The sequence below is a fragment of the Streptococcus nakanonensis genome, assembly GCF_059738785.1.
Window position 1 is genome coordinate 960,567 of record NZ_AP027139.1, and the last position, 25,262, is coordinate 985,828.

General features: G+C 41.2%; 13 protein-coding genes and 1 pseudogene. 12 read left to right on the top strand and 2 right to left on the bottom strand.

Annotated elements, in window-relative coordinates; genetic code table 11:
* Nucleotides 1-3: 3 nt before the first annotated feature.
* On the bottom strand, nucleotides 4-1,491 hold the full coding sequence (gene tacF / locus AC6I9F_RS04740) for a type IV teichoic acid flippase TacF (protein ID WP_164226571.1): 1,488 nt from the start codon (nucleotides 1,489-1,491) through the stop codon (nucleotides 4-6).
* 440 nt (nucleotides 1,492-1,931) lie between these two features.
* On the opposite strand from tacF, the gene AC6I9F_RS04745 reads away from it, so the two are divergent.
* The 5 genes from AC6I9F_RS04745 to AC6I9F_RS04765 are packed head-to-tail and all read left to right on the top strand — an operon-like array spanning nucleotide 1,932 to nucleotide 6,121.
* Nucleotides 1,932-2,639: an IspD/TarI family cytidylyltransferase gene (locus tag AC6I9F_RS04745; RefSeq protein ID WP_164226570.1), complete on the top strand. Its 708-nt coding sequence runs from the start codon at nucleotides 1,932-1,934 to the stop codon at nucleotides 2,637-2,639.
* A 4-nt stretch (nucleotides 2,640-2,643) separates the two neighbouring features.
* Nucleotides 2,644-3,666, top strand: coding sequence for a ribitol-5-phosphate dehydrogenase (locus AC6I9F_RS04750; protein WP_164226569.1), 1,023 nt, complete (start codon nucleotides 2,644-2,646; stop codon nucleotides 3,664-3,666).
* 16 nt (nucleotides 3,667-3,682) lie between these two features.
* On the top strand, nucleotides 3,683-4,552 hold the full coding sequence (gene licA / locus AC6I9F_RS04755; RefSeq protein WP_498023089.1) for a choline kinase LicA: 870 nt from the start codon (nucleotides 3,683-3,685) through the stop codon (nucleotides 4,550-4,552).
* A complete protein-coding gene (locus AC6I9F_RS04760) occupies nucleotides 4,542-5,420 on the top strand; it encodes a DMT family transporter (RefSeq protein ID WP_498023091.1) in 879 nt (292 codons plus the stop codon). Before licA ends, AC6I9F_RS04760 begins: the two co-directional genes overlap by 11 nt.
* Nucleotides 5,421-5,431: 11 nt before the next feature.
* Nucleotides 5,432-6,121: a CTP--phosphocholine cytidylyltransferase gene (locus AC6I9F_RS04765; protein ID WP_020902399.1), complete on the top strand. Its 690-nt coding sequence runs from the start codon at nucleotides 5,432-5,434 to the stop codon at nucleotides 6,119-6,121.
* A gap of 310 nt (nucleotides 6,122-6,431) precedes the next feature.
* On the opposite strand, the gene AC6I9F_RS04770 is transcribed toward AC6I9F_RS04765, so the two are convergent.
* The gene (locus tag AC6I9F_RS04770; RefSeq protein WP_498023093.1) at nucleotides 6,432-7,139 is read right to left on the bottom strand and encodes a hypothetical protein; all 708 of its coding nucleotides are present in this window, start codon (nucleotides 7,137-7,139) and stop codon (nucleotides 6,432-6,434) included.
* Between the two features lie 1,026 nt (nucleotides 7,140-8,165).
* Between AC6I9F_RS04770 and AC6I9F_RS04775 the strand changes: the two genes are divergently transcribed.
* The 7 genes and pseudogenes from AC6I9F_RS04775 to AC6I9F_RS04805 all read left to right on the top strand — a co-directional run bounded on the left by AC6I9F_RS04775 (nucleotide 8,166) and on the right by AC6I9F_RS04805 (nucleotide 25,059).
* Nucleotides 8,166-8,624, top strand: a complete 459-nt coding sequence (locus AC6I9F_RS04775; RefSeq protein ID WP_031222784.1) for a DUF4231 domain-containing protein — start codon at nucleotides 8,166-8,168, stop codon at nucleotides 8,622-8,624.
* Nucleotides 8,625-8,636: 12 nt separating this feature from the next.
* Nucleotides 8,637-9,245: a hypothetical protein gene (locus AC6I9F_RS04780; RefSeq protein WP_173220132.1), complete on the top strand. Its 609-nt coding sequence runs from the start codon at nucleotides 8,637-8,639 to the stop codon at nucleotides 9,243-9,245.
* A 70-nt stretch (nucleotides 9,246-9,315) separates the two neighbouring features.
* Nucleotides 9,316-9,648, top strand: a complete 333-nt coding sequence (locus AC6I9F_RS04785) for a hypothetical protein (RefSeq protein ID WP_031233610.1) — start codon at nucleotides 9,316-9,318, stop codon at nucleotides 9,646-9,648.
* Between the two features lie 10 nt (nucleotides 9,649-9,658).
* The gene (gene ply, locus AC6I9F_RS04790) at nucleotides 9,659-11,074 is read left to right on the top strand and encodes a cholesterol-dependent cytolysin pneumolysin (RefSeq protein ID WP_498023095.1); all 1,416 of its coding nucleotides are present in this window, start codon (nucleotides 9,659-9,661) and stop codon (nucleotides 11,072-11,074) included.
* Between the two features lie 9 nt (nucleotides 11,075-11,083).
* Nucleotides 11,084-11,830: a peptidoglycan recognition protein family protein gene (locus AC6I9F_RS04795; RefSeq protein WP_101514457.1), complete on the top strand. Its 747-nt coding sequence runs from the start codon at nucleotides 11,084-11,086 to the stop codon at nucleotides 11,828-11,830.
* A 19-nt stretch (nucleotides 11,831-11,849) separates the two neighbouring features.
* A pseudogene (locus tag AC6I9F_RS04800) lies at nucleotides 11,850-12,249 on the top strand (YSIRK-type signal peptide-containing protein); the annotation flags it as partial.
* A complete protein-coding gene (locus AC6I9F_RS04805; protein WP_498023179.1) occupies nucleotides 12,229-25,059 on the top strand; it encodes a hypothetical protein in 12,831 nt (4,276 codons plus the stop codon). The pseudogene AC6I9F_RS04800 and the gene AC6I9F_RS04805, both read left to right, overlap by 21 nt.
* Nucleotides 25,060-25,262 lie beyond the last annotated feature (203 nt).

Consider the following 25,262-nt stretch of genomic DNA (forward strand, 5'->3'; position numbering starts at 1 on the left):
CTCCTATGATCTTTTGAATTTATTTTTTAAGGTTAGGACATGGTTTAAAAATTCATAGAAAATGCTATCTTTGGTGAAGACAAGTAGACCAATATAAGAGATGGCTGATAGCAAGACAATCAAACCAGTATTCATCAAAAATGGTAAATTAATGACCATATCCACAGGATACACGAAATTAATCAGGAAATAAATTGCTACAAAGGAAAGTGAAAAGAGAGAGTATCGAACAGTATAGCTAAAGATATGTCCTAAGTGAATGAGCTGTTTTCTATGGATGAAAATGATATAGAAGACAAGCAGAGAGGCCTCTGATAGCATAGTTGTCAGTAAGTAGTATTCAGGAGCCACGATATTGTTGAAAAAGAGGAGACTATTCAAGCCCAAATTGAGTAGCCCAGCAAAGACTGTGTATACTGTGATACGTTTTTCATAGCCATTTGTAAAGAGAATTTGGGAACCAAGAATGGTATCTAAGGCCAGGATAATCGTACGAAAAGCGAAGAGAGAGGTTAAGATACCGCCTCCGATATATTTTTCACTACCGTAAAGTAGGATGGCATTTGGTCCTAAAACCATGAGCCCAAAACTTAGTGGAATGATAAAGAAGTTAAAGATTCGACTACCTCTATTAACCAGGGAAACATAGGCTTCTTTATCGCCTTTTCCTAGATAGTAACTGAGACGAGGCACACTCACTCCGATAGCTCCTGTTACAACCCCAGCTATAACGGTCACAATTCGCTGAGCTATGGTGTAGTAACTAACGTTAACATCAATCCCTGTTTTAACGAGGAAGAGACGATCCAAAAATGTGAAGAGCATATTGGCATTTGCAAAGACCAACATGGCTGTTAAAGGGAGAAAGAGCGGTTTAAAATCACTTAGGTGAATCTTAACAAGCTTAATGTCTCTTTTAATCCAAAAATAACTAATCAGATAGTTAATTAGTGTCGATAAACTCATTACAAGTGTATAGACAACAATATCGTGTTCATTTTTAACAAATAAGAAAATAGAGACCAGCATCAGGATACGGATGAAGGCAGTTTTGTAAAAGAGAAAACTGTAATTTTCCAGAGCTTCATTGACCCATTCAATTGAAAAAATCTGAGCAATGAGTTGAATCCCCATAACAAGGTAGACTTTTTTGATAATTGGATTATCAGTAAAGAAGAGAGGATAAGCTAGGATATAGACAGCAGTGGTCAAAATTGTACAAGCTATGCACAAATAAAAAAGACTAGAGAAGGTTCTATTCAGATCTTTTTTGTTATCCTTGACATTACTGATGGCCCGTAAACCGTAGTTATAGACTCCATAAGTTGCAAAGGGTAAGAAAAATGACAAAATTGTGTCGACTGAGTTGAAGTAACCATAGTCAGTTCGGTCCAAGACACGCGCGACGTAGGTTCCAGTTAAGATGGGAAAAATAATATTTAAGACACGAATTCCCATGTAGGATAGAGCATTTAATTTTATACTTTTCATTCAATTTACCTCGTTTTTCATTATATCATAAAGTCAGCTAATAAGAAATGAAGGGCAGTAATACTCTTCGAAAATCAAATTCAAACCACGTCAGCGTCGCCTTACCGTACTCAAGTACAGCTTACGGCTAGCTTCCTAGTTTGCTTTTTGATTTTCATTGAGTATAAGTCAAGCAATTACTTTGAAGTTTCAAATCTTAATTTTAAGATTTTTTTAAGGAAATTATATTATTCTGGAGAACTCTAAAATTTCACAGCCATTTATTGGTAATGACTACAGAATTCCTAGTCATTGCTAGAAATGGACTAGTTTCTTTGAATAATGGAACTGCATAATCCTCCTATTCTAGAACGGGAGGTCTAGTATTTCTTTTATGATAGGACTAGATTGTGGTATAATAGAGAGAATAAGTTTTTTTAGTAAGACAAAGGAGAAAATAGATGATTTATGCAGGAATTCTTGCTGGTGGAACTGGCACACGCATGGGAATCAGTAACTTGCCAAAACAATTTTTAGAACTAGGTGATCGACCTATTTTGATTCATACAATTGAAAAATTTGTATTGGAACCAAGTATTGAAAAAATTGTAGTTGGTGTTCATGGAGACTGGGTTTCTCATGCAGAAGATCTTGTAGATAAATATCTTCCTCTTCATAAGGATCGTATCATCATTACAAAGGGTGGTGCTGACCGCAATACAAGTATTGAGAAAATCATTGAAGCTATCGATGCTTATCGTCCGCTTACTCCAGAGGATATCGTTGTTACCCACGATTCTGTTCGTCCATTTATTACACTTCGCATGATTCAAGACAATATTAAACTTGCCCAAAATCATGACGCAGTGGACACAGTGGTAGAAGCGGTTGATACTATCGTTGAAAGTACCAATGGTCAATTCATTACAGATATTCCAAATCGTGCTCACCTTTATCAAGGACAAACACCCCAAACATTCCGTTGCAAGGACTTCATGGACCTTTATGGATCTCTTTCTGATGATGAGAAGGAAATCTTGACAGATGCATGTAAAATCTTTGTGATCAAAGGAAAAGATGTGGCCTTGGCCAAGGGTGAATACTCGAATCTGAAGATTACAACCGTAACAGATTTGAAGATTGCAAAAAGTATGATTGAGAAAGACTAGTAAAATGATTAATCAAATTTATCAACTGACTAAGCCTAAGTTTATCAATGTCAAATACCAGGAAGAGGCTATTGACCAAGAGAATCATATCCTTATCCGTCCCAACTACATGGCGGTCTGTCATGCGGATCAGCGTTACTACCAGGGAAAACGTGATCCCAAGATTTTGAATAAAAAGCTTCCAATGGCAATGATTCATGAGTCATGTGGAATCGTTATTTCTGATCCGACAGGAACCTATGAGGTTGGGCAAAAAGTTGTTATGATTCCCAATCATCCTCCTATGCAGAGCAATGAAGAATTCTATGAGAACTACATGACAGGGACTCATTTCTTGTCTAGTGGATTTGATGGCTTTATGAGAGAGTTTGTTTCTCTCCCTAAAGACCGCGTGGTGGCTTATGATGCTATTGAAGACACGGTTGCAGCCATTACAGAGTTTGTCAGTGTCGGCATGCACGCTATGAATCGTCTATTGACCCTTGCTCATAGCAAGCGGGACCGAATCGCCGTTATCGGAGATGGAAGTTTAGCTTTTGTAGTTGCTAATATTATAAATTATACTTTGCCAGAAGCAGAGATTGTGGTTATTGGTCGTCATTGGGAAAAGTTGGAACTTTTCTCATTTGCCAAAGAATGCTATATTACGGATAATATTCCTGAAGATTTGGCCTTTGACCATGCTTTTGAGTGTTGTGGTGGTGATGGTACTGGACCGGCTATAAATGACCTGATTCGCTACATTCGTCCTCAGGGAACGATTCTCATGATGGGCGTTAGCGAGTATAAAGTCAATCTCAATACACGCGATGCCTTAGAAAAAGGCTTGCTCTTGGTTGGTTCCTCTCGTTCTGGTCGCATCGATTTTGAAAATGCCATCCAAATGATGGAAGTCAAGAAATTTGCCAATCGTCTTAAAAATATCCTTTATCTAGAAGAACCTGTAAGAGAAATTAAAGATATTCACCGTGTCTTTGCGACCGATTTAAACACAGCCTTTAAAACCGTGTTTAAGTGGGAAGTATAAGTGCTGGAGGTTAATTGTGGAGAAAATCATTAAAGAAAAAATTTCTTCCTTACTTAGTCAAGAAGAGGAAGTCCTCAGTGTTGAACAACTGGGGGGAATGACCAATCAAAATTATTTGGTCAAAACAACAAATAAGCAATACATTGTTAAGTTCTTTGGTAAAGGGACAGAAAAGCTTATCAATCGACAAGATGAGAAGTATAATCTTGAACTATTAAAGGATTTAGACTTAGATGTAAAAAATTATCTTTTTGATATTGAAGCTGGTATCAAAGTAAATGAGTATATCGAATCTGCGATTACGCTTGATTCAAGGTCAATCAAGACCAAATTTGATAAAATTGCTCCAATATTACAAACTATTCATGCTTCTGGTAAGGAATTAAGGGGAGAATTTGCTCCTTTTGAAGAAATTAAAAAATACGAATCTTTGATTGAGGAAAAAATCCCTTATGCCAACTATGAAGCAGTTAGAGAAGAAGTCTTCTCCTTAGAGAAAAGACTGGCTGACTTAGGTGTTGACAGAAAATCTTGTCATATCGATTTGGTCCCTGAAAACTTTATCGAATCACCTCAAGGACGACTTTATCTGATTGACTGGGAATATTCATCAATGAACGATCCAATGTGGGATTTGGCTGCCCTCTTTTTAGAGTCTGAATTCACTCGTCAAGAGGAAGAAACCTTCTTATCTCACTATGAGAGTGAGCAAACACCTGTCTCTCGTGAAAAGATTGCCATTTATAAAATTTTACAAGATGCTATTTGGAGTCTATGGACAGTCTACAAAGAAGAGCAAGGTGCAGATTTTGGTGACTATGGTGTGAGTCGTTACCAAAGAGCTGTTAAAGGTCTAGCTTATTATGGAGGTTCAGATGAAAAATAAAAATGGAGTTTCTTTTGGTCTACTCTCAGGTATTTTCTGGGGGTTAGGTCTAACGATTAGTGCTTATATCTTTTCGATTTTTACAGATTTGTCGCCCTTTGTGGTGGCCGCTGCTCACGATTTCTTGAGTATCTTTATCTTACTAGCTTTTCTCTTGGTAAAAGAAGGAAAAGTTCGTCTCTCAATTTTCTTAAATATTCGCAATGTCAGTGTTATCATCGGAGCCTTGCTAGCAGGTCCTATCGGTATGCAGGCCAATCTTTATGCGGTTAAGTATATCGGAAGTTCTTTAGCTTCATCTGTATCGGCTATTTACCCCGCGATTTCAGTTTTATTGGCTTTCTTCTTTTTAAAGCACAAGATTTCGAAAAATACTGTGTTTGGGATTGTCTTGATTATTGCAGGGATTATTGCTCAGACCTATAAGGTTGAACAGGTCAATTCCTTCTACATTGGGATTCTTTGTGCTTTGGTTTGTGCCATTGCATGGGGAAGTGAGAGTGTTCTTAGCTCTTTTGCCATGGAAAGTGAATTGAGTGAAATCGAAGCCCTCTTAATCCGTCAAGTGACTTCATTCTTGTCCTATCTTGTGATTGTGCTCTTCTCTCATCAGTCATTTACTGCAGTGGCCAATGGACAATTGCTAGGTCTCATGATTGTCTTTGCAGCCTTTGATATGATTTCCTACTTGGCTTATTATATCGCTATCAATCGCTTGCAACCAGCCAAGGCTACAGGCTTGAATGTGAGCTATGTAGTTTGGACGGTCTTGTTTGCAGTTGTTTTTTTGGGTGCACCGCTAGATATGCTGACAATTATTACGTCACTTGTCGTCATTGCTGGAGTTTATATTATTATTAAAGAATAAAGGAGATTCGTGTGAAAGCCATTATCTTAGCAGCGGGATTGGGAACTCGCTTGCGTCCTATGACTGAAAATACCCCTAAAGCCTTGGTTCAGGTTAATCAAAAACCCTTGATTGAATACCAAATTGAGTTTCTAAAAGAAAAAGGGATCCATGACATCATCATCATCGTTGGTTATCTTAAAGAACAATTCGATTACTTGAAAGAGAAATACGGTGTTCGTCTCGTTTTCAATGATAAATACGCTGACTACAATAACTTTTACTCTCTCTATCTTGTAAAAGAAGAATTGGCCAACAGCTATGTTATTGATGCCGATAACTATCTCTTTAAAAATATGTTCCGCAATGATTTGACTCGTTCGACTTATTTTAGTGTTTATCGTGAAGATTGTACCAACGAATGGTTCTTGGTCTATGGAGATGACTACAAGGTTCAAGACATTATTGTTGATAGCAAGGCAGGTCGCATCCTTAGTGGTGTATCCTTCTGGGATGCTCCAACAGCAGAAAAGATTGTTAGCTTTATCGACAAGGCCTATGCAAGTGGTGAATTTGTCGATCTCTATTGGGACAATATGGTTAAGGATAATATCAAAGAGCTAGATGTCTATGTTGAAGAATTAGAAGGCAATAGCATCTATGAGATCGATAGTGTCCAAGACTATCATAAATTAGAAGAAATTCTTAAAAACGAAAATTAAAGATTTTGTATGTGAGCTATAATCTCGATAAAAATAGTTACATCAAAATGAAATAGGAATTAGGCGAATCAATTGGGGAAGTCAAATTAATGTGTTCGTATCCTATGTCAATCTATTATACAAGAAAAGCGCAAATAAAAAATCTCCAGATTAGGAACCATCAGTGAGTTCTCTAGTCTGGAGATTTTTCAATATACTTCGTTATTGGGAAGTTACGATTTACTATAAATGAGTATAAAATTGAGTTTTGTCTAGCTTCTAGCTCATTCATTTGTTGTCTTAGATAACTCGCGTCCCACTTGACCATCTTTTAAACAATTAATCTCGGTAATCTCGCTATTCTTGGCAGTATCAACACTATTTTGGACTTGGCTTGGTCAATTTGAGGTGTTGCATCGTATTCTTTGGACTCTATGGCTGCTTTTACAGCATTCTCCTCTTTCGTAAGATGTTGGATACCATTAATCGTAGCCTTCTTCTCGTTAGCTTTTGTCTGTAGTTCGCTCTTAGCCCCCTCTCTATCGATTGGTGCTGTAGCTCTAACGCTATTTGTCGAGAATCCAGACTTCATTCCTTCACTGAATGTTTCATCTGTTCCTTTCCTCACGTAGGCAACCACTACTCTGACATCTCCTTCTCCAAGTTTTGGATCTCGGTATTCAGGTGGAACAAAATTAAAAGTTCCAGAAACAGTGACACGTGTCTTTGCTATAGTATGGTAGCCCTGAGCCTCATTGTTATAGCTATAAGGATTAGTTGAACCACCACGTACTAAATAAGCCATCAACTCAGCGCCATCTGGTGTGTTACCAGGTTCCGCTCTTACACCAATAGTTCCCGAAATTATCGGCTGAGTCTCGGCTTTACCTTCTAACTCCTTATTAGTTGTCGTAATCCTCGCATCAGGTAAAGGTCTAGCAATAGTTAGTGTAGTCTGATTTGTATTTCCTGAAGAATCTGTCGCAACAACCGTTACTCTGGTGTAACCATGTTTATCAGCAGGCATCCTTCCTCGCAAATCTACATATCCCAATCCGTTTGTAAGAGTTAATCCTGTCTGTGATAGTCCTGTGCCTTCCAGACCATTAACTGTAATACTCCTAACGGTCTTACCACTGAAAGATTTGACGGTTACTCGGAGGTTATTTCCATAGGCTTCACCTGTACTTAGCGTTCGTAGAGTTTCTTCACTATATTGTGGAACACTAGTTGTACCCTTACCGAATCATATTTTCAAGGAATTATCAGCAGATCTCGCTTTCCTAGATTTAGGACTATCGCTGCTACCTTTTTCCACACCATTCTTTAATTGGGTTGTCTTTTTATACTCCTCAAGTGCAGCATTAAAGACCTCCTGATTGACAAGCCCATTTTCTGATTGCCCCAATGCTTCGTTGAATTTATCATAGGCTTCCTTGAGTTTTTGGACTTGTTCTGGATTTTCAGTGCTGGTCTTCAGTTCTTGGAGGAGATGATGGATTTTGTCCGATAGAGGATAGCTTCCTCTACCTAAATAGGAGATTTTAACTTTGATTTAACAGAGATAGAATCATAATAAGAATGATACAGCAAACTGAAGCTAGAATAGTAGACCTTGTTTTCTAAAATATTGTTAAAAATTAGTTTGAATTTCTCAACTAATTTTATTCAGTTACTACTTTATTATGCTATAAAAAATCAAACGCTCCCTTCTCATGATGGCAAAAACAAGCATGTAATAAAAAATTAATAATTCTGACATTTTAAGATACAGAGCTTGCCATCATTGATAAAATCAGCTACCATGAGTAAGTAAGTAAGTAAGTAAGTAAGTAAGTAAGTAAGTAAGTAAGTAAGTAAGTAAGTAAGTTTTTTTGTCCCGATTATGATATAATGATTAAATCAGGTGAATTTTGCTAGTAGGAGAAGCGATATTTTGCCACTAGATATAAACATGAGACTTCCTTTCCAAAATAACATGACAACATTATTAATATTTGCTAAACCTACTAGACAGTTATCCTAGTTTTTTGAATAGAATGAATAGATAAAAGGGGTTACGAACATGACGCCAGAAGAAATGTATCTGACAGATCGATTGGATGTACAGATAGCTCATTTTTTAAAGAAAAGCGTTCAACATCGTAGACGCTATAAGGTATTAAAAATAACAGAAATCGTGGCAGGTTTCCTCATAGCTGTCTTTTGTGCTATTCCTATGCCAGGTGATCGCTACCGTTTGATTTCGGTTGCCTTATCCAGTCTCGGTTTACTGTGTGAGGGGATTCTCAATTTGTATAATGCCAAGGAACACTGGATTTCTTACCAAAAGACTGCGCAACTCCTGGAGAGAGAAAAATTCCTCTATCAATGCCAAACGGAGAAATATGCAGGAAAAACCAAGGCTTTTGCTCTATTTGTCAAGACATGCGAAGGTCTTATCTCAGAGGAAATCAACCAGTGGGAAAGTATCCAGTCAAAAGAAGTGGCAGCTAGTGCAGATGCTCCAGAGAAAAAAGAGTAGGAGGTGGAGGAAATGTACCAATCCAGCTACCTATTGCCCTTGCTCTGGTTAAAAAAAGAAGCCGATAAGGAAAAGATGAGCGCGACTCAGTGCCAGATATTTTTCTTTTACTATCAAATGTTTGAACTCTTATTTGCTAGAGAAAGCGACTTGAGAGACTTATGTCTGGGAAGGCAAGGTTTTTATTTCTCGCAGTTAGAGAAAGATTTGCTTTCTGGAGTTTCCCACTTTCTAAAAAACTTGGAGGGAAAAGGGACTCTCAAGGCTAATCAAGAAGTATCAGCTCGTAAAGCCCTTTTTCTAGCCTTGACAACTAGCCAGTCAGATTGGCAAGAGTTAGCTCCTGTTTTTGATTTTTATCAGGCTGTAGGGAGACTTGAACATCCTTCTCTCTTGAGTTCTCAGGACAGACAAGATCTGATGTGGATTTACCAGTCAGCTTTGGAGAAGGATTATAGTGTCAAGGTAATTGGCGACAAGCATTTTGTATTGAAGAGACAAGATGCTACTAAATTGACAGGGCGCCAAACTCAAACTTTGGAAGCACTGAGTCAATCAGAAGACTTGGTCAATCCTGTCTATGTTACATTAGGAGAAAAGGGGGTACTCTTGCTTGATTAAGAGAGGAGATGTTGTGGCTCTTTATTTGCCTTTTCCGACTATTAGTAGCGATTTGGCTGTGAAGAATCATATGTATATTTGTATTGACAACAGTATGACTAAAAACAAAGAGTTAGTTAAAAATCAGACCTTCAAACCAGCCCTCTTGACCAGACGTTTGGTCAAGAACTTTATGATAGAAGAGCCGGATCTAGCTCGTAATCCTTTTACAAGACCAACCTTGATTGACTTAGATAAGGTATTTATGTTAGATAATACGGTCATTCCGACTTCTTATCTAGCCAGACGGCGACGCAATGTCTCAGAAGAATTATACGAGGAAGTTTTGGATCACTTAGTCCAACCACGGCTGATTTCATTGAACAAGTCTGAGTTTATGCAACTCAATCCAGGAACTTATTAGGAGGTAGAAGATGACAAATAAAGCAGTAAACGACTTTATACTAGCTATGGATTACGATAAAAAGAAACTCTTGACCCATCAGGGAGAGAGTATTGAAAATCGTTTCATCAAAGAGGGGAATCAGCTGCCCGATGAGTTTGTTGTTATCGAAAGAAAGAAGCGGAGCCTGTCGACAAACACAAGTGATATTTCTGTAACAGCTACCAACGATAGTCGCCTCTATCCTGGAGCACTTCTCGTAGTGGATGAGACCTTGTTAGAGAATAATCCCACTCTTCTTGCGGTCGATCGTGCTCCGATGACTTATAGTATTGATTTGCCTGGTTTGGCAAGTAGTGATAGCTTTCTCCAAGTAGAAGATCCCAGCAATTCAAGTGTTCGCGGAGCGGTAAATGATTTGTTGGCCAAGTGGCATCAAGATTATGGTCAGGTCAATAATGTCCCAGCTAGAATGCAGTATGAAAAAATCACGGCTCACAGCATGGAACAACTCAAGGTCAAGTTTGGTTCTGACTTTGAAAAGACAGGGAATTCTCTTGATATTGATTTTAACTCTGTCCATTCGGGCGAAAAGCAGATTCAGATTGTTAATTTTAAGCAGATTTATTATACAGTCAGCGTAGATGCTGTTAAAAATCCAGGAGATGTGTTTCAAGATACTGTAACGGTAGAGGATTTGAGGCAGAGAGGAATTTCTGCAGAGCGTCCTTTGGTCTATATTTCGAGTGTTGCTTATGGGCGCCAGGTCTATCTCAAGTTGGAAACCACGAGTAAGAGTGATGAAGTAGAGGCTGCTTTTGAAGCTTTGATAAAAGGAGTCAAGGTAGCTCCTCAGACAGAGTGGAAGCAGATTTTGGACAATACAGAAGTGAAGGCAGTTATTTTAGGGGGCGACCCGAGTTCGGGTGCCCGAGTTGTAACAGGCAAGGTGGATATGGTAGAGGACTTGATTCAAGAAGGCAGTCGCTTTACAGTAGATCATCCAGGGTTACCGATTTCCTATACAACTTCATTTTTACGGGACAATGTAGTTGCGACCTTTCAAAACAGTACAGACTATGTTGAGACTAAGGTGACAGCTTACAGAAACGGAGATTTACTCTTGGATCATAGTGGTGCCTATGTTGCCCAATATTATATTACTTGGGATGAATTATCCTATGATTATCAAGGTAAAGAAGTTTTGACTCCTAAGGCTTGGTACAGAAATGGGCAGGATTTGACGGCTCATTTTACCACTAGTATTCCTTTGAAAGGGAATGTTCGCAATCTCTCTGTCAAAATTAGAGAGTGTACTGGGCTTGCCTGGGAATGGTGGCGTACGGTTTATGAAAAAACCGATTTGCCACTAGTGCATAAGCGGACGATTTCTATTTGGGGAACGACTCTTTATCCTCAGGTAGAAGATAAGGTAGAAAATGACTAGGAGAGAAGAATGTTTGCGACAAAAAGAGTGAATGGCGATTTGTTTTCAGGACTTATCACAGATGTGGATGAGGAAATCATGAATAGCGATCAAAATCGCCTTGATATTGATACTATTGTCATCCACCATAATGGTGGGCTGAGTGATGAGGGGGCTAGAAGTACTTGGTATGTCTCTACAGGTCATGGCACATCTGCTCACTATCAGGTGACTCCTGATAAGATATGGGGGTGTGTTGGTGAAGAGAGCGTTGCCTATCATGCTGGCAACTATGAAGTCAATCAGCGTTCGATTGGTATTGAACACTTAAATAACCGTGGGGAACCTGACTGGACTATTGCAGAGGAAACCTACTGGAACTCAGCACGTTTGATTGCAGATATTTGTGATCGTTATAATTTGCCAATCAATCGTGAGACCATCCATCCTCACCAGGAATTTACAGCTACAGATTGCCCTGGGGGGATTGATCTCAATCGACTCATCCAGATGGCGGCTGAGATTCATGCTGGCGATAGTTTCCAAGTCTCAAAAGAGGAACAGCCTCGAGATGGGAATGGAGAGTATCTAGTGCGTGTGGTAGATGATGATCTCTACATCCGAACAGGTCCAGGTCTGGCTTATCCTGACCAAGGTTTTTGTCCTCTTGGGACTTTTACCATCATGCAGGTAGAAGAAGCAGATGGCTATACTTGGGGCTTGTTGAAGTCGGGTAGGGGCTGGATCGCACTAGACTATACAGAAGAAATCAAATAGAAAAAGGAAGGAAGAATGAATGAAACTAAAAAGTAAAGAAGAGCGCAAAGGGGAAAAGGTTTTTCGTTACTCAATAAGGAAGTACCACTTCGGTGCTGCTAGCGTTGCCGTTGCGGCGCTGATGTTTTTTGCCAATGGGACAGTGCAGGCACAAACGCCTGATATTTCTCCAGCGACAGAGAACGGAACGACTAGAACCAGCGCCCTTGTAAGCGATTCCTCGGGGGGGGGGATCTGAAGAGCTAAGTGAAAAAAGTCTTGTCACAGCCCCTAGTGAACCCGAGCAATCTAGCCAAGGTAATCAAAAGCCTCAAGAAGCATCAGATGAAAACAAGTCTCTAGTAAAAGATAGCGAAGAAGGCAAGGGAGAAAAACAAGCAGAGGTAAACCGTCCTACTGTGGATAAGTCACTTGCCGAGTCTGCACAAACCAGTCTACAAGCTTTACTTGCTAATCTGACGCTGGACTCCATGAAAGAACTTCACGCTCGTGTAGAAGCAGGTCTAGCACAAGCTAAAGCTGTTCTTGAGAATCCAAACTCTAGTCAAGAGGAAGTCAATGCCCAAGTTCAAGCTATGAAAACCTTGACTGAGGAGGTCAACAAGGCTTTGGCTGGTGGAGTCACTTCTCCAACCGAGCTCGTAGAAGGAAGGGGTGCGACTCTGAGTGAACCGAGCCCGGCTCCTAGACGGGGGCGACGTGGTGGGGGATTGCTAGCCTCTCCTCCAGTATCAGTGTCAACAGAAAACAAAGAAAAGGGGGAGACAGCGGAGGGGGCTACAGACTACACAAATGGTTCAGGTAGCTATCCTCTATCAGAAAACATCCATAAACTCCTCCAAGAGCTGAAGACCAGCACTGAAAATCCAGAACAAGTCCAAAAACTTAAAGAAGCATACGATAAACTAAATGAAGCACTTCAGACAAAGGAAGATGGGGTTGTTGACCAGGAGGTCTTTAATGCTGCTCTTGAGGAGTATAAAAAGGCTAGTCAACTGAAAAAAGATGCAGAGGGAACTGGAACAACTAGGAGTCGAAGAAGTAAACGTGACGCTGTTAGCTTAAAGCTAGAGAAGCTTGCTCCAGGTCGTGTAGAACGCCCTACTCAAAATCCGAAGGATACTGTTTCAGACTACCAATATCAGGGATATGGTTTAAGATTTAGAGCTGAATCAACAACGAAAAATATTCGTGAAATGACTATTACCGGGATAGAGGGACTTGGACTTACAAGCAAAATAAGTGGTTTGGGTACTCGTAAGGCTATAATGCAATTAACTGGTGTAATCCCACGGACTCAGTTTGGTATAAGACAGTATACCGTTAAAGCTACAGATGAGGGAGGATTTTCACAAATATACACAGGATATATACAACTCCCTCTTCCAAAAGCAACATTTATTACAACGGATAAAGAACTTGAAGGAAAAGCGGGTACGATTCCTCAAGACCCGACATTTAGAGACCCTTCTAAATTTATTAGAGCTAGATTACCTGCTGGAGTTGATACAAGAAACAGAACTAATAATCAAGAAGTGAGAGTTTATCTAGTGAAAGGCGGCTCTACTTATAATGGATATGATACAGTTGTGCCATATGCTAAAAACTTTACAATCCTTTCAAGTGGTCTTCCAGATGCTAATGGAGTAGTAACTTTTACTCCGCCTGACTACCAAAAATATGGTGTTGATAAATTAGGAACCGATCAATTACGATTGGTCACAATGATGGTAACATCTGGTACGGATAGACCGCTTGATAACGAAGGTTCCATATCCGAGTTATCAGATAGTACCATACGGGCGACAGTTAATAAGAGCGATCTTTCTAACAAGATTCAAGAGCTAGAAGGCGTCTTACGACAAGAAGATCCAACGATCACTAACGGTAAGACAGAAGACAGTAAACAAGCTTATGTGACAGCCAAAGAGAAGGCAAACCAAGCGGTTACAAAAGCGAAGGCAGTTCAACAAAACAGCAACGCTTCTGAATCAGACGTTCGTGATGCAGAAAACGCCTTAACTGAAGCCAAGAATGGTCTTACAACAGCCAAGAACGGCTTGAGAAACGTTAATAAGAGCGATCTTTCTAACAAGATTCAAGAGCTAGAAGGCGTCTTACGACAAGAAGATCCAACGATCACTAACGGTAAGACAGAAGACAGTAAACAAGCTTATGTGACAGCCAAAGAGAAGGCAAACCAAGCGGTTACAAAAGCGAAGGCAGTTCAACAAAACAGCAACGCTTCTGAATCAGACGTTCGTGATGCAGAAAACGCCTTAACTGAAGCCAAGAATGGTCTTACAACAGCCAAGAACGGCTTGAGAAACGTTAATAAGAGCGATCTTTCTAACAAGATTCAAGAGCTAGAAGGCGTCTTACGACAAGAAGATCCAACGATCACTAACGGTAAGACAGAAGACAGTAAACAAGCTTATGTGACAGCCAAAGAGAAGGCAAACCAAGCGGTTACAAAAGCGAAGGCAGTTCAACAAAACAGCAACGCTTCTGAATCAGACGTTCGTGATGCAGAAAACGCCTTAACTGAAGCCAAGAATGGTCTTACAACAGCCAAGAACGGCTTGAGAAACGTTAATAAGAGCGATCTTTCTAACAAGATTCAAGAGCTAGAAGGCGTCTTACGACAAGAAGATCCAACGATCACTAACGGTAAGACAGAAGACAGTAAACAAGCTTATGTGACAGCCAAAGAGAAGGCAAACCAAGCGGTTACAAAAGCGAAGGCAGTTCAACAAAACAGCAACGCTTCTGAATCAGACGTTCGTGATGCAGAAAACGCCTTAACTGAAGCCAAGAATGGTCTTACAACAGCCAAGAACGGCTTGAGAAACGTTAATAAGAGCGATCTTTCTAACAAGATTCAAGAGCTAGAAGGCGTCTTACGACAAGAAGATCCAACGATCACTAACGGTAAGACAGAAGACAGTAAACAAGCTTATGTGACAGCCAAAGAGAAGGCAAACCAAGCGGTTACAAAAGCGAAGGCAGTTCAACAAAACAGCAACGCTTCTGAATCAGACGTTCGTGATGCAGAAAACGCCTTAACTGAAGCCAAGAATGGTCTTACAACAGCCAAGAACGGCTTGAGAAACGTTAATAAGAGCGATCTTTCTAACAAGATTCAAGAGCTAGAAGGCGTCTTACGACAAGAAGATCCAACGATCACTAACGGTAAGACAGAAGACAGTAAACAAGCTTATGTGACAGCCAAAGAGAAGGCAAACCAAGCGGTTACAAAAGCGAAGGCAGTTCAACAAAACAGCAACGCTTCTGAATCAGACGTTCGTGATGCAGAAAACGCCTTAACTGAAGCCAAGAATGGTCTTACAACAGCCAAGAACGGCTTGAGAAACGTTAATAAGAGCGATCTTTCTAACAAGATTCAAGAGCTAGAAGGCGTCTTACGACAAGAAGATCCAACGATCACTAACGGTAAGACAGAAGACAGTAAACAAGCTTATGTGACAGCCAAAGAGAAGGCAAACCAAGCGGTTACAAAAGCGAAGGCAGTTCAACAAAACAGCAACGCTTCTGAATCAGACGTTCGTGATGCAGAAAACGCCTTAACTGAAGCCAAGAATGGTCTTACAACAGCCAAGAACGGCTTGAGAAACGTTAATAAGAGCGATCTTTCTAACAAGATTCAAGAGCTAGAAGGCGTCTTACGACAAGAAGATCCAACGATCACTAACGGTAAGACAGAAGACAGTAAACAAGCTTATGTGACAGCCAAAGAGAAGGCAAACCAAGCGGTTACAAAAGCGAAGGCAGTTCAACAAAACAGCAACGCTTCTGAATCAGACGTTCGTGATGCAGAAAACGCCTTAACTGAAGCCAAGAATGGTCTTACAACAGCCAAGAACGGCTTGAGAAACGTTAATAAGAGCGATCTTTCTAACAAGATTCAAGAGCTAGAAGGCGTCTTACGACAAGAAGATCCAACGATCACTAACGGTAAGACAGAAGACAGTAAACAAGCTTATGTGACAGCCAAAGAGAAGGCAAACCAAGCGGTTACAAAAGCGAAGGCAGTTCAACAAAACAGCAACGCTTCTGAATCAGACGTTCGTGATGCAGAAAACGCCTTAACTGAAGCCAAGAATGGTCTTACAACAGCCAAGAACGGCTTGAGAAACGTTAATAAGAGCGATCTTTCTAACAAGATTCAAGAGCTAGAAGGCGTCTTACGACAAGAAGATCCAACGATCACTAACGGTAAGACAGAAGACAGTAAACAAGCTTATGTGACAGCCAAAGAGAAGGCAAACCAAGCGGTTACAAAAGCGAAGGCAGTTCAACAAAACAGCAACGCTTCTGAATCAGACGTTCGTGATGCAGAAAACGCCTTAACTGAAGCCAAGAATGGTCTTACAACAGCCAAGAACGGCTTGAGAAACGTTAATAAGAGCGATCTTTCTAACAAGATTCAAGAGCTAGAAGGCGTCTTACGACAAGAAGATCCAACGATCACTAACGGTAAGACAGAAGACAGTAAACAAGCTTATGTGACAGCCAAAGAGAAGGCAAACCAAGCGGTTACAAAAGCGAAGGCAGTTCAACAAAACAGCAACGCTTCTGAATCAGACGTTCGTGATGCAGAAAACGCCTTAACTGAAGCCAAGAATGGTCTTACAACAGCCAAGAACGGCTTGAGAAACGTTAATAAGAGCGATCTTTCTAACAAGATTCAAGAGCTAGAAGGCGTCTTACGACAAGAAGATCCAACGATCACTAACGGTAAGACAGAAGACAGTAAACAAGCTTATGTGACAGCCAAAGAGAAGGCAAACCAAGCGGTTACAAAAGCGAAGGCAGTTCAACAAAACAGCAACGCTTCTGAATCAGACGTTCGTGATGCAGAAAACGCCTTAACTGAAGCCAAGAATGGTCTTACAACAGCCAAGAACGGCTTGAGAAACGTTAATAAGAGCGATCTTTCTAACAAGATTCAAGAGCTAGAAGGCGTCTTACGACAAGAAGATCCAACGATCACTAACGGTAAGACAGAAGACAGTAAACAAGCTTATGTGACAGCCAAAGAGAAGGCAAACCAAGCGGTTACAAAAGCGAAGGCAGTTCAACAAAACAGCAACGCTTCTGAATCAGACGTTCGTGATGCAGAAAACGCCTTAACTGAAGCCAAGAATGGTCTTACAACAGCCAAGAACGGCTTGAGAAACGTTAATAAGAGCGATCTTTCTAACAAGATTCAAGAGCTAGAAGGCGTCTTACGACAAGAAGATCCAACGATCACTAACGGTAAGACAGAAGACAGTAAACAAGCTTATGTGACAGCCAAAGAGAAGGCAAACCAAGCGGTTACAAAAGCGAAGGCAGTTCAACAAAACAGCAACGCTTCTGAATCAGACGTTCGTGATGCAGAAAACGCCTTAACTGAAGCCAAGAATGGTCTTACAACAGCCAAGAACGGCTTGAGAAACGTTAATAAGAGCGATCTTTCTAACAAGATTCAAGAGCTAGAAGGCGTCTTACGACAAGAAGATCCAACGATCACTAACGGTAAGACAGAAGACAGTAAACAAGCTTATGTGACAGCCAAAGAGAAGGCAAACCAAGCGGTTACAAAAGCGAAGGCAGTTCAACAAAACAGCAACGCTTCTGAATCAGACGTTCGTGATGCAGAAAACGCCTTAACTGAAGCCAAGAATGGTCTTACAACAGCCAAGAACGGCTTGAGAAACGTTAATAAGAGCGATCTTTCTAACAAGATTCAAGAGCTAGAAGGCGTCTTACGACAAGAAGATCCAACGATCACTAACGGTAAGACAGAAGACAGTAAACAAGCTTATGTGACAGCCAAAGAGAAGGCAAACCAAGCGGTTACAAAAGCGAAGGCAGTTCAACAAAACAGCAACGCTTCTGAATCAGACGTTCGTGATGCAGAAAACGCCTTAACTGAAGCCAAGAATGGTCTTACAACAGCCAAGAACGGCTTGAGAAACGTTAATAAGAGCGATCTTTCTAACAAGATTCAAGAGCTAGAAGGCGTCTTACGACAAGAAGATCCAACGATCACTAACGGTAAGACAGAAGACAGTAAACAAGCTTATGTGACAGCCAAAGAGAAGGCAAACCAAGCGGTTACAAAAGCGAAGGCAGTTCAACAAAACAGCAACGCTTCTGAATCAGACGTTCGTGATGCAGAAAACGCCTTAACTGAAGCCAAGAATGGTCTTACAACAGCCAAGAACGGCTTGAGAAACGTTAATAAGAGCGATCTTTCTAACAAGATTCAAGAGCTAGAAGGCGTCTTACGACAAGAAGATCCAACGATCACTAACGGTAAGACAGAAGACAGTAAACAAGCTTATGTGACAGCCAAAGAGAAGGCAAACCAAGCGGTTACAAAAGCGAAGGCAGTTCAACAAAACAGCAACGCTTCTGAATCAGACGTTCGTGATGCAGAAAACGCCTTAACTGAAGCCAAGAATGGTCTTACAACAGCCAAGAACGGCTTGAGAAACGTTAATAAGAGCGATCTTTCTAACAAGATTCAAGAGCTAGAAGGCGTCTTACGACAAGAAGATCCAACGATCACTAACGGTAAGACAGAAGACAGTAAACAAGCTTATGTGACAGCCAAAGAGAAGGCAAACCAAGCGGTTACAAAAGCGAAGGCAGTTCAACAAAACAGCAACGCTTCTGAATCAGACGTTCGTGATGCAGAAAACGCCTTAACTGAAGCCAAGAATGGTCTTACAACAGCCAAGAACGGCTTGAGAAACGTTAATAAGAGCGATCTTTCTAACAAGATTCAAGAGCTAGAAGGCGTCTTACGACAAGAAGATCCAACGATCACTAACGGTAAGACAGAAGACAGTAAACAAGCTTATGTGACAGCCAAAGAGAAGGCAAACCAAGCGGTTACAAAAGCGAAGGCAGTTCAACAAAACAGCAACGCTTCTGAATCAGACGTTCGTGATGCAGAAAACGCCTTAACTGAAGCCAAGAATGGTCTTACAACAGCCAAGAACGGCTTGAGAAACGTTAATAAGAGCGATCTTTCTAACAAGATTCAAGAGCTAGAAGGCGTCTTACGACAAGAAGATCCAACGATCACTAACGGTAAGACAGAAGACAGTAAACAAGCTTATGTGACAGCCAAAGAGAAGGCAAACCAAGCGGTTACAAAAGCGAAGGCAGTTCAACAAAACAGCAACGCTTCTGAATCAGACGTTCGTGATGCAGAAAACGCCTTAACTGAAGCCAAGAATGGTCTTACAACAGCCAAGAACGGCTTGAGAAACGTTAATAAGAGCGATCTTTCTAACAAGATTCAAGAGCTAGAAGGCGTCTTACGACAAGAAGATCCAACGATCACTAACGGTAAGACAGAAGACAGTAAACAAGCTTATGTGACAGCCAAAGAGAAGGCAAACCAAGCGGTTACAAAAGCGAAGGCAGTTCAACAAAACAGCAACGCTTCTGAATCAGACGTTCGTGATGCAGAAAACGCCTTAACTGAAGCCAAGAATGGTCTTACAACAGCCAAGAACGGCTTGAGAAACGTTAATAAGAGCGATCTTTCTAACAAGATTCAAGAGCTAGAAGGCGTCTTACGACAAGAAGATCCAACGATCACTAACGGTAAGACAGAAGACAGTAAACAAGCTTATGTGACAGCCAAAGAGAAGGCAAACCAAGCGGTTACAAAAGCGAAGGCAGTTCAACAAAACAGCAACGCTTCTGAATCAGACGTTCGTGATGCAGAAAACGCCTTAACTGAAGCCAAGAATGGTCTTACAACAGCCAAGAACGGCTTGAGAAACGTTAATAAGAGCGATCTTTCTAACAAGATTCAAGAGCTAGAAGGCGTCTTACGACAAGAAGATCCAACGATCACTAACGGTAAGACAGAAGACAGTAAACAAGCTTATGTGACAGCCAAAGAGAAGGCAAACCAAGCGGTTACAAAAGCGAAGGCAGTTCAACAAAACAGCAACGCTTCTGAATCAGACGTTCGTGATGCAGAAAACGCCTTAACTGAAGCCAAGAATGGTCTTACAACAGCCAAGAACGGCTTGAGAAACGTTAATAAGAGCGATCTTTCTAACAAGATTCAAGAGCTAGAAGGCGTCTTACGACAAGAAGATCCAACGATCACTAACGGTAAGACAGAAGACAGTAAACAAGCTTATGTGACAGCCAAAGAGAAGGCAAACCAAGCGGTTACAAAAGCGAAGGCAGTTCAACAAAACAGCAACGCTTCTGAATCAGACGTTCGTGATGCAGAAAACGCCTTAACTGAAGCCAAGAATGGTCTTACAACAGCCAAGAACGGCTTGAGAAACGTTAATAAGAGCGATCTTTCTAACAAGATTCAAGAGCTAGAAGGCGTCTTACGACAAGAAGATCCAACGATCACTAACGGTAAGACAGAAGACAGTAAACAAGCTTATGTGACAGCCAAAGAGAAGGCAAACCAAGCGGTTACAAAAGCGAAGGCAGTTCAACAAAACAGCAACGCTTCTGAATCAGACGTTCGTGATGCAGAAAACGCCTTAACTGAAGCCAAGAATGGTCTTACAACAGCCAAGAACGGCTTGAGAAACGTTAATAAGAGCGATCTTTCTAACAAGATTCAAGAGCTAGAAGGCGTCTTACGACAAGAAGATCCAACGATCACTAACGGTAAGACAGAAGACAGTAAACAAGCTTATGTGACAGCCAAAGAGAAGGCAAACCAAGCGGTTACAAAAGCGAAGGCAGTTCAACAAAACAGCAACGCTTCTGAATCAGACGTTCGTGATGCAGAAAACGCCTTAACTGAAGCCAAGAATGGTCTTACAACAGCCAAGAACGGCTTGAGAAACGTTAATAAGAGCGATCTTTCTAACAAGATTCAAGAGCTAGAAGGCGTCTTACGACAAGAAGATCCAACGATCACTAACGGTAAGACAGAAGACAGTAAACAAGCTTATGTGACAGCCAAAGAGAAGGCAAACCAAGCGGTTACAAAAGCGAAGGCAGTTCAACAAAACAGCAACGCTTCTGAATCAGACGTTCGTGATGCAGAAAACGCCTTAACTGAAGCCAAGAATGGTCTTACAACAGCCAAGAACGGCTTGAGAAACGTTAATAAGAGCGATCTTTCTAACAAGATTCAAGAGCTAGAAGGCGTCTTACGACAAGAAGATCCAACGATCACTAACGGTAAGACAGAAGACAGTAAACAAGCTTATGTGACAGCCAAAGAGAAGGCAAACCAAGCGGTTACAAAAGCGAAGGCAGTTCAACAAAACAGCAACGCTTCTGAATCAGACGTTCGTGATGCAGAAAACGCCTTAACTGAAGCCAAGAATGGTCTTACAACAGCCAAGAACGGCTTGAGAAACGTTAATAAGAGCGATCTTTCTAACAAGATTCAAGAGCTAGAAGGCGTCTTACGACAAGAAGATCCAACGATCACTAACGGTAAGACAGAAGACAGTAAACAAGCTTATGTGACAGCCAAAGAGAAGGCAAACCAAGCGGTTACAAAAGCGAAGGCAGTTCAACAAAACAGCAACGCTTCTGAATCAGACGTTCGTGATGCAGAAAACGCCTTAACTGAAGCCAAGAATGGTCTTACAACAGCCAAGAACGGCTTGAGAAACGTTAATAAGAGCGATCTTTCTAACAAGATTCAAGAGCTAGAAGGCGTCTTACGACAAGAAGATCCAACGATCACTAACGGTAAGACAGAAGACAGTAAACAAGCTTATGTGACAGCCAAAGAGAAGGCAAACCAAGCGGTTACAAAAGCGAAGGCAGTTCAACAAAACAGCAACGCTTCTGAATCAGACGTTCGTGATGCAGAAAACGCCTTAACTGAAGCCAAGAATGGTCTTACAACAGCCAAGAACGGCTTGAGAAACGTTAATAAGAGCGATCTTTCTAACAAGATTCAAGAGCTAGAAGGCGTCTTACGACAAGAAGATCCAACGATCACTAACGGTAAGACAGAAGACAGTAAACAAGCTTATGTGACAGCCAAAGAGAAGGCAAACCAAGCGGTTACAAAAGCGAAGGCAGTTCAACAAAACAGCAACGCTTCTGAATCAGACGTTCGTGATGCAGAAAACGCCTTAACTGAAGCCAAGAATGGTCTTACAACAGCCAAGAACGGCTTGAGAAACGTTAATAAGAGCGATCTTTCTAACAAGATTCAAGAGCTAGAAGGCGTCTTACGACAAGAAGATCCAACGATCACTAACGGTAAGACAGAAGACAGTAAACAAGCTTATGTGACAGCCAAAGAGAAGGCAAACCAAGCGGTTACAAAAGCGAAGGCAGTTCAACAAAACAGCAACGCTTCTGAATCAGACGTTCGTGATGCAGAAAACGCCTTAACTGAAGCCAAGAATGGTCTTACAACAGCCAAGAACGGCTTGAGAAACGTTAATAAGAGCGATCTTTCTAACAAGATTCAAGAGCTAGAAGGCGTCTTACGACAAGAAGATCCAACGATCACTAACGGTAAGACAGAAGACAGTAAACAAGCTTATGTGACAGCCAAAGAGAAGGCAAACCAAGCGGTTACAAAAGCGAAGGCAGTTCAACAAAACAGCAACGCTTCTGAATCAGACGTTCGTGATGCAGAAAACGCCTTAACTGAAGCCAAGAATGGTCTTACAACAGCCAAGAACGGCTTGAGAAACGTTAATAAGAGCGATCTTTCTAACAAGATTCAAGAGCTAGAAGGCGTCTTACGACAAGAAGATCCAACGATCACTAACGGTAAGACAGAAGACAGTAAACAAGCTTATGTGACAGCCAAAGAGAAGGCAAACCAAGCGGTTACAAAAGCGAAGGCAGTTCAACAAAACAGCAACGCTTCTGAATCAGACGTTCGTGATGCAGAAAACGCCTTAACTGAAGCCAAGAATGGTCTTACAACAGCCAAGAACGGCTTGAGAAACGTTAATAAGAGCGATCTTTCTAACAAGATTCAAGAGCTAGAAGGCGTCTTACGACAAGAAGATCCAACGATCACTAACGGTAAGACAGAAGACAGTAAACAAGCTTATGTGACAGCCAAAGAGAAGGCAAACCAAGCGGTTACAAAAGCGAAGGCAGTTCAACAAAACAGCAACGCTTCTGAATCAGACGTTCGTGATGCAGAAAACGCCTTAACTGAAGCCAAGAATGGTCTTACAACAGCCAAGAACGGCTTGAGAAACGTTAATAAGAGCGATCTTTCTAACAAGATTCAAGAGCTAGAAGGCGTCTTACGACAAGAAGATCCAACGATCACTAACGGTAAGACAGAAGACAGTAAACAAGCTTATGTGACAGCCAAAGAGAAGGCAAACCAAGCGGTTACAAAAGCGAAGGCAGTTCAACAAAACAGCAACGCTTCTGAATCAGACGTTCGTGATGCAGAAAACGCCTTAACTGAAGCCAAGAATGGTCTTACAACAGCCAAGAACGGCTTGAGAAACGTTAATAAGAGCGATCTTTCTAACAAGATTCAAGAGCTAGAAGGCGTCTTACGACAAGAAGATCCAACGATCACTAACGGTAAGACAGAAGACAGTAAACAAGCTTATGTGACAGCCAAAGAGAAGGCAAACCAAGCGGTTACAAAAGCGAAGGCAGTTCAACAAAACAGCAACGCTTCTGAATCAGACGTTCGTGATGCAGAAAACGCCTTAACTGAAGCCAAGAATGGTCTTACAACAGCCAAGAACGGCTTGAGAAACGTTAATAAGAGCGATCTTTCTAACAAGATTCAAGAGCTAGAAGGCGTCTTACGACAAGAAGATCCAACGATCACTAACGGTAAGACAGAAGACAGTAAACAAGCTTATGTGACAGCCAAAGAGAAGGCAAACCAAGCGGTTACAAAAGCGAAGGCAGTTCAACAAAACAGCAACGCTTCTGAATCAGACGTTCGTGATGCAGAAAACGCCTTAACTGAAGCCAAGAATGGTCTTACAACAGCCAAGAACGGCTTGAGAAACGTTAATAAGAGCGATCTTTCTAACAAGATTCAAGAGCTAGAAGGCGTCTTACGACAAGAAGATCCAACGATCACTAACGGTAAGACAGAAGACAGTAAACAAGCTTATGTGACAGCCAAAGAGAAGGCAAACCAAGCGGTTACAAAAGCGAAGGCAGTTCAACAAAACAGCAACGCTTCTGAATCAGACGTTCGTGATGCAGAAAACGCCTTAACTGAAGCCAAGAATGGTCTTACAACAGCCAAGAACGGCTTGAGAAACGTTAATAAGAGCGATCTTTCTAACAAGATTCAAGAGCTAGAAGGCGTCTTACGACAAGAAGATCCAACGATCACTAACGGTAAGACAGAAGACAGTAAACAAGCTTATGTGACAGCCAAAGAGAAGGCAAACCAAGCGGTTACAAAAGCGAAGGCAGTTCAACAAAACAGCAACGCTTCTGAATCAGACGTTCGTGATGCAGAAAACGCCTTAACTGAAGCCAAGAATGGTCTTACAACAGCCAAGAACGGCTTGAGAAACGTTAATTCGGATTCAGCTCAGTCTGGAACAAATCCCGTGACTCCACCATCTGCGACAAGAAATCGAAGAACTCCTCCACGTCGCGCTCGTAGAAGCGTTGGATTTGTAGGGAATTCCCAAACAGGTACAAGTCCATCGGCTGTGGACAAGTCAGAACTTCGTACTCTGGTAGAGGAGCTAGAACGTCGCCTGCAAGATCTAGCAGGTCTATCTCCTGAAGTACTTGAGGAAGCACATCGTATCTTGGGAGAGGCGCAAGCAGCTCTTGCTAATGAAAACTTAACAGCTCAAGAATTGGCAGACCTCCTTGCTAAAGTTAGACAGGTTCTCAATTCTCTACAAACTGGGACATCAGCTGATAAGAGTCAGTCTGCGTCAAACTCAAATAAAGAAGCAGAAAGTACCAAGGGAGCTAAAAATGAGACAGAAATCCCTCTATATGGTGTCTTAGGAGCTGCAGTTCTTTCTCTTCTAGGAGCTCTCCTCTTTGCAGTAGCTCGTAAAAAATCCTCTCAACTAGATAAGCTTTCAAGAGAATTGCACCAGCTTGTAGTTGAGCTAGAGGCTAGCGACAAGGATAAAAAAGTTCTAAACAAGGCTAAGAAATTAGCTGATGAAGCACGACTCTTTGTAGATAGCCATCAAAAAGATTCTCAAAAAGAAGCAGAACTAATTTCTGAAATCAAGACTGTTCTCAGTCAACTCAAAGAAGAAGCCTAGTTTTGAAGAAAACACTACTTTCAGGAACTGAGTGAGTAGCTTTGTAGCTATGATGAGGAAATAAGAAATCTCCAGATTAGGAACTATCGCTGAGTTCTCTAGTCTGGAGATTTTTCAATATACTTCATTATTGGGGGATTACAAATAGTCGGATGTTTTTTGATTTTTTACGAATAGAATAGATGAGTAGTAAAAGAAATGGA